Annotated in this window: 6 protein-coding genes; 3 read left to right on the top strand and 3 right to left on the bottom strand. The window is 38.0% G+C overall.

Features of this window, described 5'->3' with window-relative positions; all coding sequences use genetic code 11:
* Window positions 1–814: 814 nt before the first annotated feature.
* Window positions 815–4,306 carry a PKD domain-containing protein gene (locus OO013_RS07185; RefSeq protein WP_266056041.1) on the bottom strand — a complete coding sequence of 1,164 codons (3,492 nt, stop codon included), beginning with the start codon at window positions 4,304–4,306 and terminating at the stop codon, window positions 815–817.
* Window positions 4,307–4,309: 3 nt separating this feature from the next.
* On the bottom strand, window positions 4,310–5,062 hold the full coding sequence (locus OO013_RS07180) for a LamG domain-containing protein (protein WP_266056040.1): 753 nt from the start codon (window positions 5,060–5,062) through the stop codon (window positions 4,310–4,312).
* A gap of 1,541 nt (window positions 5,063–6,603) precedes the next feature.
* On the opposite strand from OO013_RS07180, the gene OO013_RS07175 reads away from it, so the two are divergent.
* A complete protein-coding gene (locus tag OO013_RS07175; RefSeq protein ID WP_266056039.1) occupies window positions 6,604–7,926 on the top strand; it encodes an aminotransferase class V-fold PLP-dependent enzyme in 1,323 nt (440 codons plus the stop codon).
* A gap of 607 nt (window positions 7,927–8,533) precedes the next feature.
* Here OO013_RS07175 and OO013_RS07170 read toward each other — a convergent pair.
* Window positions 8,534–9,676: a hypothetical protein gene (locus tag OO013_RS07170; RefSeq protein WP_266056038.1), complete on the bottom strand. Its 1,143-nt coding sequence runs from the start codon at window positions 9,674–9,676 to the stop codon at window positions 8,534–8,536.
* A gap of 237 nt (window positions 9,677–9,913) precedes the next feature.
* Between OO013_RS07170 and OO013_RS07165 the strand changes: the two genes are divergently transcribed.
* Together OO013_RS07165 and OO013_RS07160 are read left to right on the top strand one after the other, a co-directional pair.
* Entirely contained in the window at window positions 9,914–13,156 is a 3,243-nt protein-coding gene (locus tag OO013_RS07165) for a SusC/RagA family TonB-linked outer membrane protein (RefSeq protein WP_266056037.1), read from the top strand.
* A gap of 11 nt (window positions 13,157–13,167) precedes the next feature.
* Entirely contained in the window at window positions 13,168–14,595 is a 1,428-nt protein-coding gene (locus OO013_RS07160) for a SusD/RagB family nutrient-binding outer membrane lipoprotein (RefSeq protein WP_266056036.1), read from the top strand.
* The last annotated feature ends 16 nt before the right edge of the window (window positions 14,596–14,611 follow it).

The following is a 14,611-nucleotide window of genomic DNA, read 5'->3' as shown; positions in this document are numbered from 1 at the left end:
ACATTTTATCCGATTATAAAGATCTCACTGACGATAAATGTCAGTGTCTACGACTCACCACAAGGGATTCGAGATGACGAGAAAATTGAGACTTCAGTTCCATATAGCAGCTTAATAATAACTTAATCTCTAACCTCTAATCTTATGCCCTGGTTTGTGTCTCCACTAACCAGTTGTAACGGATCTAAGATCCTATTTTATTTCAACTTCGAGATGCGCTGCGCTAACATCTCGAAGAGCAGCAAAATTACTTTAGTAATTTTCCCTGTGTCCTCTGTGCTCTCTGTGGTAAAAATTAAACAGCTTGCTGTTTTTCTTTGCGATCTTTGCGCCTCTGCGGTGTATTTTATTTTTTAATCGAGTCAAGAGCAATCCTGTTAATCTTTTTCAATCCTATTAAATCCCGGTTCTCCAGTTCAATCCTCTTAATCTCTTAATCCTGTAAATCCTGATTCAGACAAGATGTGCGTCGCTAACATCTCGAAGAGCCACAAATTACTTTAGTGATTTTCTCTGTGTCCTCTGTGCTCTCTGTGGTAAAAATTAAACAGCTTGCTGTTTTTCTTTGCGATCTTTGCGCCTCTGCGGTGTATTTTATTTTTCAATCGAGCCAAGCATACCAATAACTTAATAACATAATCTCCAATAACTTTTATCATATTCGAGTCAAGCACCCTATTAACCAATAACCCAATATCTAATAACTACTAGATTAATAACCAATCTTTTAATCTCTAATAACTATTACCTAATTACCAAAAAAAGGCAGCCTTTACCGACTGCCTTTAATCAACACTTAATTCCAACAGAAATCCTATCTTATTAAGCTAAATCGCCTGATGATCGGGTTTGGAATATCTTCTGAACTAATTTTCATATAATAGACGCCTGCTGGATAATTTCTGACTACAATAGATTGATCTAAGGCTCGCAATTCTCCCTCACCTATCAACGATCCACCCAGACTGTAGATTTCATATTGTACTTTACCACGAATATCCGATGGCATTTTTACCTTAATGGAATTCCTGGCAGGATTTGGATAAATAATAAAATTGTCTTTCCTCAAACTATTATCTATTCCAGTAATCACATTTGGTGGCGGAAGTTGCTCAACCTCGACAAATGCACCCTGAACAATCTCTTTTGTCTGCTCAATATCCTGTGCCCGGAAAAGGTAAGCAACAAACCGGTAGTCAGCACCAAGATCCAGGTCGCTATAGTAATCGGTCATCCAGGTAAAATTGACTACCTTTTCTACAGTATCTACCGCAGTCCAGTCTCGTTCAATTGTTGTACCTCCAGCATTAGGAATGAACTTTCTCAGTACATTTTTATATTCCTTACCATCCAGTATTAAAGACTTTTGAAGTAGCCCAACCATTAATACCAAGTCTCCCTCAAAATCTTCGGGAGTGATATTTTTAGTTATCCTGGCTGTCAGGCTGATACTATCAACATATTCTACTTTTTGGAGTTCAAGATTAAAAGGAGCTGAAACCAACGATCTGCGATCATAGGTTTTATTTCCAAAGTCATTCAGGAAAACCGGGAAATTCAATTCCTTATTAAATGTACCATCAAAGACAGTCCGTGGCGAGACATCAATCCCATAGTGCAACCTTTTGGCGCTAAAATCCGCCTTATTTAACTGGTTAACCGGATCTCCCTGGATATCTGTTATATGATACCTTATATCAATCACCTGGTCTTCCTTGCCAGCGAGAAAACTATTTAAATATTGATTCGATTGCTCGTAAAGAGATGAATGAACATTCGTAAATGTTTCAATAACCATTATCCTGTTTCTTTCAACGATGGAAAACTCATCAATAGCAAAACCGCTTAATGTGTCATCAATCGGATTATCGGCGTTAGAACCAAAGGCAAAACGAAATTTCACCGGTGTATTGACCTGACTTTGTTCAAATTTTATCCCATCAAGTTGAAAAGAGGCTTTTTGCCAATCAAATTTCCCTGTCCAACCTTCCCTGGTGGCATTATCAGTTCCCGGTACGCCTAATAAATTCTTTGCATTATACCAGCCTATTCCAGTGCCTAATTCGCCAACCTTACTCCAGTTTTCACCTCCATTAAGAGAATATTCCAATATTACTCCATCAGCCTGAAAATCTGTTTCCGAAGCGATCGTCAAATCGAGCATAGGAAAAATGGTATTTTCAAGGATAAAACATGGAGACTCAAGGTAAGAACTTTCTGAATTGAAGTAAGAACCTCTATTCTTATTTGTAGCCCAGACTCCTGCTTTATTTTTAAACTGATCGTTTTCCAGCCAACTGGAATTATCTTCAGGTCTTACCTGACCGCTTGCTACCCAACCCGGGTAAATGTCATCATCAAATGTTTCGAAGTAGTTGTATACGTCCACAACAGGCTGAATAAATATATTCCTGGAAATAATTGTTTCACAACCTGCCTCTGATGTAGCAGAAAGAGTAACTGAGTCCATCCCATTTGAATTAAATGTATGAATCAGTTCTTTTTGAACTTTTTCTTCCCCATTGATACTCCATTTCCATGTATCTATTTGAGATTCAAGTAAGATTTCAGAATTCAACAGGGATGGGACAAGCTCGGTCTCGTAGCCTGAACACCCGCCATAATATGAAAAATCGATTTCAGGATACGATGTAATATTGATGAATTTAGAATCAGAGTGACCAATACATCCTTCCTTACTGGTCACCTTTAAACTCACTGAATAGGCACTTTCCCGATCAAAAGTTCTCGAATCCATTTTACTGTTTAGAGAATCACCATCACCGAAACTCCATAAGTAAGAAGCTCCTTCAAGTTCTGCCCCGGGAGAAGTAAAAATCACTTCATCGCCCACACAGGCTTTTTCAGGAAATTCAGTTTGTGCGGAAGGAATGGGAACTACCTCTAAAGTAATAGTTTCAGACTCCTGGGAGCAAAACCGGTAATCGGTATTATTCTCATTATAAAAGTATTTAAAAGCATAAGTCCCTGCTGAATAGGCTGATGGAATAAATTCATCTGAAGGAAATGATTTAAAATCGCCGGTTTCATACCTAAATTTCAACATACCTTTTGTTGAATCGGGATTCATTCCATTGTTTGAGCCTTCGAAAGAGTTTGAAATTAATATCGGGGTATCATTGTCTTTGCAAAAAGCAGGGGATTCATCAGAAATTGATAAAACGGGAACGGGATCATTTCTGGAATAAATAAATGCTGCAGTTATTGGATAAGTAGTATCAAAAATTTCTCCATCATTATATTTTGTTTTACACTCTGAGGTACCGGAGACTTTTTTAATCCTTCTTCTGCTCCCTGCAATTTTTAAATTCAGATAGCTTACAGTTGATGGCAGGTTAGAAGGAATGACAGCACTACCAACCCACCAGCCATCTGCATTTTTAGAATACGTTACATTTACCTTCTGACTTCCATTATTATAATATTCCAGATAAATATCATCTACAGTAGTTTGGGTAGTAGTGTATGAAATATCACAATTATCACTAGTTGTATATTGCGTTGAAGTATATGGATCAATTTTAAATTGAAAACTATAGGTATAGCCCGGAGTCACGCTTTCGCAAAGAAAATTCCTGTTTTTTAGTTCGGAACTTTCATCAAAAATAATGTAGTTAAAATTATTACTATTAACTGTTACAGTCACTTCTGCCGGCTCTGCTTTACATTTAATACCCGAATGCTGGATAAATGGTTGATAAAAAACAGAATTTTGACCAGGATTAACGCGATCGGGATAAAAATACCTGTTATTAAAAACTCCATCGCCATAATAAAAATCAGTGGCCACATTAGAGTTACTTGAGCCTCCATCAATAAATACCTGGGAATCAGTATTGGAATAAGTATTATCCTCAGCGTCTTTGTCTATTAATGTGAAACTTTCAACTGATGGTGTTTCTCTTACGGTAATTGTAAATCCTGAGGCAATTACTACTTCACTTTCATTGGCATTAGCTGGGGGAAGTATCACTTCAACATTATATGAATTATTGGTCTGATAGAAATCACTTGGTATGGCATATTCTATTTTCACAAAAGAATTTGATGAAGAAAATGTAGCTACTTCAACTACTCCAGAGATTTCCAAACTGTAATAATTTTCATCTCCTTCCTGAAAACCTGCAGGTTTGAGGAAATAAAATATTACATTTTCTCCCTGACAGAAAATTCCACTTTGTACAAAGTCACCATTTGAATCAATAGTATATAAATTTTCTGCTTCAAGAAGTGAAAAAAAAGAACTGAGCAAAAATAGCCCTATTGCGCTAACAAAAAGTTTCATAGTTTATTTAGTGATTTCCTGATTAAAAAGCTGTTTCACTTCATTAACAGTTAATAATCTATTATACACTGCTATATCATCTCCTTGTCCATTAAACTTTACATAAGGAAAATAGTACAACTCTCCACCAAAGAAATAGATCTCGCTCGTCCTAATCGCTACCCGTCCTTCACCATGTATTTTAGAAGCATTTAATACACCATCAACATAGATTTTAGTTTCTCTGTTATTAGCCTGATAAGAAAAACAGACATGATGCCAGTCGGTTGGATTATCATATTCATTTGACTCGACGATTTTATAATCATCGATGACGCAATTATATTTATTTATAAAATCAGCTAAATATCCTAATTCATACCCATTATTATAAACAAAAATTTCAGTATTCTTATTTTCTTCATTTCTTTCCGATTTAACCCAAACTGATATGGTGAAATCAGATTCAAATTCGAATTTACCATTATTAGCTACTAAGTACTCATTGAAATTAGCTGAGTATGCACTATTTGGATTCCCATATCTGTCTGTAGTCAGACTTCCACCATTATTAACAAGATGCGCCGCTGAATCTCCCACTCCACTTTCGTCATTGAAATTTCCATTAAAAGGGTAAAATGCTACTAATCCGTCACGAGGAATATCATTTACTTCTTCAGGACCTACTTCTTCATCGGGATTGCATGATGATGTAATTACAAAAAAGCATAGTGATAGCAAGGCAGCTATACCTGCATTGATCTTAAAAATTCGCATGTCAATAAATAGTTTTGGTTGAAAAAAATTCCAGTGCAAATATGAGCAACTAAACTTTTAACTTGAAATTTTCTGTCGTGAAATTTTAAATTATATTTTATTTTTTATCCCGCCCTAAATCTAAATGTCAAGATTATTGGCATTTACCGTTTATTGTTCAAGGGTTGAGTGATAATTGTCTGAACCGCGATTTACAGGATTAAAAAAGGATTAACCTTGATTGTTAATCCTGTTAATTGGTTGAAATCCGGGTTAATACTACCAAGACCGCCCTGGTTCGTGTCTCCACGAACCAGTTACAATACGGTTCTAAGATCCTAATGTATTTTGACATCGAGATGCGGTTCGCTAACATCTAGAAAAGCAGCAGTTATATTTTATCATTCTTTCTTAGTTCCTCAAAAGCACTATCCAACCTATAGCCGTCATTTCCTTGTCTTGTGCTGAAAGCCGAAAGGCGAAGCAGCAAGGAAAAATCTGTTTGTAAAATGTAAAGGTGTATTTTGGTTTCGACTCAAGAGTAATCTTTTTTAATCTATATATTCGGTAAAATCTTACTTACTGACGAAACTTATTGTTGTCAGCACAGGAACGAAGCAAAGCTTGGCAGCATTCTTAAGATTCAGACAATCTTTCTTGTCCTTTTTTCTTGATAAAAAATGGACCAAAAAATCAAGACAATATCAAACCTCCTTACACACTACCTTCCCACCAATGACGAAGCTATCGCTTGTCATGGTCTTCGACCTACTGACGATCTCCTAACGTTGATGTCAGCACCTACGGCTCGTGATATCGTCATTCCTACCGCGCCTTTCTATGAATTAATTAATTAATTTAAATATAAGAATACTTTTGACTCCAGTGTTCCGAACTTATGGTATCAACTTTCTTCTTTGAGCCTGTTGTATTTCCTCAACGATCTTCTGATTTCGATGTCACAGTTAAATGATCTACGGAAAAATTAATAGCTTGCTGTTTTTCATTGCGATCTTTGCGTCCTTGCGGTGTGTTTTTTTAATTCGAGTCAAGAGCAATCCTTTTTATCTTTGAATTCGGTAAATTCTGATTCAGACAATTTTTCACCTTTCATTTTTGTCTTGACACAAAAACGAAGCAAAAAAGTCAAAACGAAATTAATCCGCCTTACCCACAAATTCCCATCCCACCCTCCGGAATTTCGTCCTTGCCACCGCGCTTTTCTATGCAGCTCTATTTTAAAATTTAACTGTTGGAGTTCTTGTGATTCTCGATTTCCGAACAAATTGCGTCAGCAATTTTTACTGACGATAAATGTCAGCACCTTCGGCTTTGTGGACTCTGTGTCTTTCCGGGGTGTTTCTTTTTTTTACGTGTTAAGAGTAATCCTGTTAATCTTTTTCAATCCTGTACTGACGACACTTTGTGTGTCAGCATTTACAAATTCAGACAATCATCAAGTCAAGTGGACTAACAACTAATAACCTAATTCCCCAATAACTTAATAACTAAATCCCACCAAAAATCACTAACTTATATAAACTATCAAACCATACCTTACCATGGACAGACGCAAATTCCTCCGTTCTTCAGGTTTAGCTTTAGGCCTAACTGCAACATTACCGGCTTCATTAACAGCCTCCTCAAGCAAAAAAACATTAATTAATGACCCTAAGCCACTTGACGGTACCTGGAAAAGTGTTCGATCCCAGTTTATCCTCGATACCAGCCAGGTACAAATGGCTCAGATGCTTCTGGCCTCACATCCGAAACCAGTACGCGATGCGATTCAAAAACATCGGGATGCATATGACAAAAACCCGGTTTTGTACTGGGAAGAAGAATCGGATAAAGCAGAATGGGCAGTTGCAAAAGCAGCTGCCAGGTATATGAATGTCCAGCCCGAAGAAATAGCCCTCACCGATAGTACTACCATGGGAACTTCCCTCCTCTTTGCTGGCATGAAACTTAAACCCGGCGATGAAATACTTTCTACTACTCATGATCACTATGTCACTGATATGTCGATCGACTATGCCTGCGAAAAAACAGGCGCAACGGTAAAAAGAATTGATGAATATAAAGATCCACGGACAATTACTGTTGATGAAGTGACGACAAATATTGCTAATGCTATCACTGATAAAACTAGAGTAATCATGGTTACCCATGTACATTCCTGTACTGGGGTAAAACTTCCTATCCGGGCTATTGCCGATGTTGTCGAAGAAGCTAATGCCAGTCGTAGTCCTGAGAAAAGAATCTACTTTGCTGTCGATGGTGTTCATGGATTTGGCAACCAGGATGAAGATATCTCGGCTATGGGATGTGATTTCTTTTCGGCAGGAACTCATAAATGGATCTTTGGCCCAAGGGGAACAGGAGTACTTTATGCCAGAAGAAATGCATGGGATTTCGTTCGTCCGACAATTCCGGCTTTCTCAATGAATCCATACATCATGTGGATGGGGTACCCGCCAGAGGGCGAAGTCACTTTTAACCAGTTGATCAGTCCGGGTGGCTTTCATGCTTTTGATCACCGATGGGCCCTAAATACAGCATTCGATTTTCAGATGGAAATGGGAAGAAGTAATGTGCACCAACGTACAACTCAGTTGAATACCAAATTAAAAGAAGGGATAAAAAATATTAAAGGTGTCGATTTGCTAACACCAATGGATCCGAATTTATCTGCCGGAATAAACTGTTTTATAGTCGGAAAGCAAGAAGCAAAAGATTCAGTTAAGCATTTCCATGACCGAAATGTTGTTGCCAGTTCTTCACCATATCGTATTTCTTATGCCCGACTCACTCCTTGTGTAATTAATACTGATGGCGAAGTCGATGAAAGCCTGAATGTACTGGAGGATATTTCGAAGATATAATTTAGGTTGTTTTACGGCACCAGCGCGACGCTGGCGCCAGAATTAAGTGAGTGAGAGTATAGAGTGGAAAGTGAATCATCAAAGTATAACTGCTGCAAGATTAAAAGCAGCTGTTCGATATGTTCAGCAGGGTATGTCGAACCGGGAATAATCCGGATTTAAATCCGGGTTAATACACTGAATAGTTTAGCCGCCCTGGTTCGTGTCTCCACGAACCAGTCAATTCGGATCTAAGATCCTAATGTATCTAAACTACTGACGATAAATGTCAGCATCTTCGATTCCAGATGCGCTGTGCTAACATCTCGAAGAACAGTAAAATTGCGCCAGCAATTATCTCTGTGTTCTCCAAATCCTCTATGGTGAATAATATAAACAGCTTGCTGTTTTTCCCCTTGACGACTTACAGTGTCAGGGCTTTTAGCTTTGCGACCTTTGCGCCATTGCGGTTTATTTTCTTATTCGAGTCAAGAGCAATCCTGTGAATCTTTTTCAATCCTCGTAAATCCTACCGACGAGGCATAGCCTATCAGCATCTAAGAGGTTCTCCATTTTCGAGTGAAGGGTACTAATAACTTAATAACAAATCTCCAATAACTAACTCCCCTCAATTCGAAACGACCTTCTCTCTGCATTTATTCTTAATAAACTGATCAACTAACCGATAGGCTTTTGTATAATCAATAGACATTCGGGAGGTAGTCAGTTTACAATTGAAAGATAACCGGTCTCCATCGCTGTATTCATGAAAATCTTCACGGGGTAGCTTAGCAGGAGTACAAGATATCGGGCGACTGAAATCTTTTAATCGGTTAGCTGCGATCTGATTTAATTCATTTTTTATATCTCTGATCAATTCTTCCGAACCGAGTAATTCGAGTAGTTCTTCATTATCTGAAAATTCAAGGTCCCTTCCGATCACTTTTCCGGTTCTGTACATGAATCCTGAATCTATTTCAAATTCATTTCTGAAAAATGTATGGAGCGTAGCAAGCTTTACAAAATTTTCATCTTCTTTAAATTCTAAATTCTGATATTCTTCAGTTAATCCGGTTTCTCTCGTCTCTTCAAGAAAGGTATCAAAGGGAAGTTCCCTTTTGTCGTACCAGATTTCATGTTGCTGATATTCATACCCTTCAAGCAATCTACCATCAGGTGATTTTTCAGTATAGCATCTGGAATACATGGTTACATTAGTAGCTAGGTAATGAAAACCATTTCTTTCTCTGAAAAAAGGGAGTTTATATGTGTGATCCAGCTCCCATTTACCTTGCAACTTATAGCAAGGAATGTTACAATCAGCAGGCATATCATCCAGCTTGCGATAAGAATTAATAAATGAGGTTTCAAAAGCCCAGTTAAGCATATCCTCCCGTGAAGTTTCTGATACCTGAATTGCAGAAGATGTATTAGATGATAGTCGTATACCAAAATAAATCACGGAAGCTGCAATGACAATCCCAACTAAAATAATACCGTATTTCACATAGGGGATTCGCTTACCTTCGAGTGAGTCAACTTTTCTTTCAAGGTGATTGATCCTTAATATCCGCTCGACGTTTTGGATGGCTCTGTGATACTCACCTTCAGAGGCAGAATTATTGATCAATCGTGAAAATTGGGCGTCGCTATACCCTAGCTCCCTGGCTATTTCGGAGTTACTGCTCTTTTCAAATCTTTTATGTTCTTTATCATATGATCCGAACAGTTTTGAGAGCTTCCTGACAAATTCTGAATGCAAATCTTCCATTAGATTTTAAATATAAGGAAAAGTGTCACTTAAACAATACAAAAATTGAAGAGTCGAATCGTTGAAAATCGATAAAATTCCTTAAAAACGCTTATAGTTTACTAAAAAGCCACTTTTTTATTTTTTTCCCTTTATACTTAGAAATAGAGTGTGAATTGGAGTTTTATCAATATGCCCCGGTAAAAATCAAATTCAAACGAATAGTTAACCCTTATAAATTACCTAAATCAAGTAAACATGAAAATCAAATCGCATTTACTGCTATTATTTGCTTGTGGTTTCTTTACTCACCTCACAACCTTTGCTCAGATCAATGTGAGCGGTCGTGTTGTGGATAATGAAGGACAGCCTTTAATAGGAGTGACAATTATTCAAGAAGGAACATCGAAAGGAGCTACGACCAATGTTGAAGGCCGGTATGCAATTTCCGATGTTGATCCAAACGCAACCTTAGTATTCAGCTTTGTTGGCTTTACTACTAAAAAAGTACCTGTAAACAACAGGACTACTATCGATGTAATAATGCAGGAAGACCTTGAACAACTGGAAGAGGTGGTAGTCACTGCCCTTGGATTCAAGGAAGACAAAGATAAGGTTGGTTATGCCAACACGGTGGTATCTGGTGATGCCGTTACCAGACAACAAGAACCAACACTTATTAATTCATTAAGTGGTCAGTCTTCCGGCGTTAGAATATCAAGAAATAGTGGTGATCCCGGTGCAGGTGCAGCTATTCAAATAAGAGGAATGTCGTCTATTCTGAGGCCTACTGGTCCACTAATAGTAGTAGACGGAGTTCCAATCAGTAATGACGTCAGAGGAAACGGCAATGGTCGAATTGCACAGCAATCCAGATTAAATGACCTTAACCCCAATGATATTGAGAGTATGACTGTACTAAAAGGGGCTAGTGCGGCAGCTTTATGGGGAACCAAGGCGCTAGGTGGTGTAATTGTAATTACTACTAAATCCGGAAAATATAATCAGAAAGTAAAAGTAAGAGTTCAAAGTACTTATTCTATAGATAAGATTAACAGAAGATACCCGCTCCAATCTAAGTTCGGTCAGGGAGACAATGGAATTTACGAACAGGGTGCGAGAGATTCCTGGGGGGATAAGATCTCAGAAAGAGAAGGAGGAAGCGATGTTCTGGATACTGACGGGGAATTTTTCATTGATCAGAATGGGAATGCCTGGTATCCTATTATCGACAAAAGATCTCAGGAGATATTTGACGATAGTAATTTTGACCAGGTATTTCAAACCGGACACTTTTTTGAGAATAACATATCAGTTACAGGGGGTGGGGAAAATAGCAGTGTTTTCTTCAGCGTCAGTGATATGAATCAGGAGGGAATTATTAAAGACAATTCTGATTACCGAAGATCTACAGTTCGATTAAATACTGAACATCTTTTAGGGAATAAATTCACCTTTAAATCAACTTCTAATTATACCAGAACTAGTTCTAATAGAATCAGAAGAGGAGCCAGTTCATCTGGACTTTATTTAGGTCTTTTAAGAAATGCTCCCGATTTTGACATTTCCGGATACCGCGGTGATTATTATGAATCACCTGATGCAGCCCCTATTACCAACAGACAAAGGGCATATAGAAACCCGTTAGGGGAAAGTACTAGTCCTGGATATAATAACCCACTATGGACTATTAAAGAACAGGAAAACATTGCGGTTGTCGATCGATTTATAAACTCAATAAATTTGACCTATTCTCCATTAGAATGGTTGGATCTTATCGGACGTGTAGGTCTTGATCATTACAGTGAACGCAGACAGGAGTTTTTCACTCCGGGATCAGCAGCAGGAGCCTATCGAACTGGTCTTTTCGGTACTAACCTGGCTACAAATACTATTTTAAACATGGATTTCATCGCTAAAGCAAGACATCAGTTTAGCGAGAATTTTTCATTAAATGGCCTTGTGGGATTTAATTATAATAGTAATATGAGAAGAGTAGAAGCAAATGAGATTGAGAGTTTCATTCAATTTACAGATGTTGCCAGTACAACCAGGGATATTAGTAATGCATTACCTGAAAATCGACGAAGTGCCAGTGCAATATTTCGTCAAAGAACAGCTGGAGTGTACACTTCAATAACTGCTGAAGCTTTTAATCAATTATATGTAACTGGTACTTTTAGAGCAGAAGCAGCTTCTACTTTTGGCTCTGAATCGGATAATCAATTCCTTTTCCCTTCAATATCTGTTGCATGGCAGTTTACTGAAATCTTGGATTTATCGCCGATTTCTTTTGGTAAATTAAGATTCTCTTATGGTGAAGTAGGGGTTCAGCCTGAACTCTACCGAACAAGAAACGAATATGTTACACCAAATTATAGTGATCAATTTGGTGGATCGTTATTTACTCCATTGTATGGTAATGGAACTTTCGTTCCTAGCACGAGTGTTGGAAATCCTGATTTAAGACCTGAACGAAAGAAAGAAACTGAAATAGGAATTGACCTTAGGTTCTTTAAAAACAGGCTTTCACTAAGCACAACATACTTTGATAATGTAACCGAAGATGTTTTGCTCGATTTCCCTATTGCCAATAGCCGCGGATACGATGAGATATATGCAAATGGTGCAGAGATTTCAAACAAAGGCTGGGAAGTTGAAATGGGATACAGAATATTAACTACTGAAGACTGGAACTGGAATATCAATTTAAATTACACCCGTCTTCGAAATAAAGTGACCGATATAGGAGGTGTTAATGCCATTGAATTGCCAGGTGGGTTAAATTCGGTTGCAAATTATGCAGTTGAAGGATATCCAATAGGAGTATTAAGAGGATCTAAGATGTTGCGCGATGATCAAAACAATCTTGTATTTGACGAATTTGGTTTCCCAATTCTGGATTCTGATTTGGGTGTAATTGGCAATCCGCTTCCGGATTGGCAAGGAGCCCTTTCAACTTCATTATCTTATAAAAATTTCACTTTAACTGCTCTATTCGAGACTTTTCAGGGAGCCGATATCTTTGCTGGAACCAAATCTGTTCTGTACGACCTCGGACGCTGGGAAGATTCAGCCATCGAAACTACATTTGATCAAAACCTGGTTGACTTCAGCGGAAATGTTATTCCGGCTGGAACCACTTTTAGAGGTGTAGTGAAGGATTTTGGTGCAGGACCTGTAGCATTAACAGAACCTTGGTACAATGGTCCTGGAGGCTTTTTTGGTAATGGTATCGATGAACTTTATATAGAAGATGGATCATGGACACGCCTAAGAGAATTGTCGCTTTCATACTATTTAGAAAATGAAGGCCTGAATAATTTAGGAATTGAAGGTGTGAATTTTACTGTTACAGGCAGAAATCTCCTTCTATGGAGTGATTTTGAAGGAAATGATCCGGACACAAATGTTAATGGTATTACACCATATGGTGGAACCGATTATTTCAATAATCCAGGCACAAAATCTTATGTGTTTAGTTTAGGAATCAACTTTTAATCAGCAAGATCATGTTTAAGAAATATATATACATACTTAGTACGCTTGCAATATTTTCTTGTGATGATATTGTAAAGCCAGAATTGAATGTTAACCCTAATAACCCTACTTCAGCACCTTATGAAAATATTCTAACAGGATCAGAAGTTGGGAATATTGTTCTGCAAACCGGGGAAACAGCCAGAAGAGCAGGCATCCTCAATGGGTATTATACTGGTATTGACCGCCAATATGAAGGGGTGACAAATTACCAGGTTACAGCAGATGCTTTTGACGCCCTATGGGATGATGCATTTGTCAATACTTTAAGAAATGCAAAAGTAGCCCGTACTCAAGCTGAAGAAGAAGGAGTACAAGGCGTAGCTATTGGAATTACCCAACTATTGGAAGCGATGGCATTGGGAACAAGTGCCTCTCTTTATGGTGACATCCCCTTTGATGAAGCCGGTGAATTACAATTTGAAAATCCGGTATACGAAGATCAAACAATAGTTTATGATAAACTTCAAACCCTGCTTGATGAAGCAATAAATAATTTATCTGCAGGTACTGGAGTACCTCCTTCCGGATCTGAAATCTATTTTAATGGTAATGCCACAAAATGGATTGAAGTAGCTTATTCTTTGAAGGCAAGATATTATATGCACACTAAAGAATATGCAAATGCGCTTGCAGCAGCTCAACTAGGTATTTCAAGTCTTGAATCATCATTAATGGCTCCACATGCAGGTAGTGCCATCGATAATTCAAACCTGACCTGGCAATTATTCTTTAATGAAAGCCGGGGTGCAGACCTGGTAGTATCTGACTTTATGATCAGCCTGGTGAATCCGGATGATACTGAAAACCCTAATCCGATGATGTATCGTGGGAATGCTAAAACTGATGAAACAGGAAGATACAATTACTATTTTCAAAATAATGATATTGGTTTTCAACCCAATGATGAATCTGGTAGTTGGGCAGCCAGGGATGCTGATGCTCCGATAATAACCTATGAGGAGAATTTATTGACCATTGCTGAAGCTACTCTTAGAACTGGTACGTTTGACCAGGGTCTTACCGCATTAAATGAGTATAGAGCATTCATGAATGGTGGAGGCTATATGAACCTGGACCCTGCAGACGTAACTTATGAAGCTTACGTAGAAGCTGACTTTCAAAGCGGAGGCATTGAAAACCCGGATGGTATTTCTCAGGATGATGCGCTCTTAAGAGAAATCCTTGAAGAACGATATATCACCTTGTTTGGACAGATTGAAGGGTTTAACGATATGAGAAGAACAATCAATGAATCTATTGTAAGAGTACCAGTTCAACCTAACACAGGAAATGAACTACCACAACGATTTATTTATCCTCAATCTGAAATTGACAGAAACAGTAGTACTCCGGATCCGATTCCAGGTCTTTTTGATCCTACTCCTGTTAATCAATAATAAAAATTGCTAGATG

Source organism: Mangrovivirga halotolerans, assembly GCF_026241165.1.
Taxonomy (GTDB): Bacteria; Bacteroidota; Bacteroidia; order Cytophagales; family Cyclobacteriaceae; genus Mangrovivirga; species Mangrovivirga halotolerans.
Note: the sequence above shows the minus strand (reverse complement) of the source record. Positions and strands in the feature narration are given on the sequence as shown.

What these genes read in the sequence shown, in the direction of transcription:
- OO013_RS07180 (WP_266056040.1), bottom strand. Translation starts at nt 5,062, where the DNA reads ATGCGAATTTTTAAGATCAATGCAGGTATAGCTGCCTTGCTATCACTA.
- OO013_RS07170 (WP_266056038.1), bottom strand. Translation starts at nt 9,676, where the DNA reads ATGGAAGATTTGCATTCAGAATTTGTCAGGAAGCTCTCAAAACTGTTC.
- OO013_RS07165 (WP_266056037.1), top strand. Translation starts at nt 9,914, where the DNA reads ATGAAAATCAAATCGCATTTACTGCTATTATTTGCTTGTGGTTTCTTT.
- OO013_RS07175 (WP_266056039.1), top strand. Translation starts at nt 6,604, where the DNA reads ATGGACAGACGCAAATTCCTCCGTTCTTCAGGTTTAGCTTTAGGCCTA.
- OO013_RS07160 (WP_266056036.1), top strand. Translation starts at nt 13,168, where the DNA reads ATGTTTAAGAAATATATATACATACTTAGTACGCTTGCAATATTTTCT.
- OO013_RS07185 (WP_266056041.1), bottom strand. Translation starts at nt 4,306, where the DNA reads ATGAAACTTTTTGTTAGCGCAATAGGGCTATTTTTGCTCAGTTCTTTT.